The sequence below is a fragment of the Pararhodobacter sp. CCB-MM2 genome (genome assembly GCF_001691415.1).
GTDB lineage: Bacteria > Pseudomonadota > Alphaproteobacteria > Rhodobacterales > Rhodobacteraceae > Pararhodobacter.
The window spans coordinates 1-397 of sequence record NZ_LRRR01000113.1 but is presented as its reverse complement, the minus strand read 5'-3'; the positions used below and the strand labels follow the sequence as shown (position 1 = coordinate 397).

Annotated in this window: 1 protein-coding gene; it reads right to left on the bottom strand. The window is 69.0% G+C overall.

The window, feature by feature from the left end:
• Nucleotides 1–397: response regulator transcription factor (locus BCY78_RS24415; RefSeq protein ID WP_199523207.1), on the bottom strand; the 397-nt coding region annotated here is incomplete at both ends.

Sequence of the window (397 nt, the reverse complement as noted above, 5' to 3'; positions counted from 1 at the left end):
CGGGTCTTCGGACGGAGATCAGGGAGGCCGCTCTGGCCTTGTTGACCGCGTCGATGCGTGAGACGGCGCCGAGCTTGCCGAAGATGTTGCGCAGGTGCCGCTTCACCGTGGGCTCCGACAGTCCGAGTGAAGCGGCGATCTGCGCGTTGCTCATCGCGCAGGCGGTCAGGTCGAGCACCTCCCGTTCCCGCTCGGTCAGCCGGACGCCGCTGCTCTGCCCCGTGGTGTCGATCAGCGCCTCGGGCGGAACGGAGAGGAAGACCCGGCTGTGGCTGTCACGGCAGGCGCGCACGGTGGCGATCACTTCCTGTCCCGATGCGGTCCGCAGGAGATAACCGCGCACTCCGACGCCGAGCAGCTCCTGTACGAGACCGAACGGGGCGTGGGCGCCCAGCAC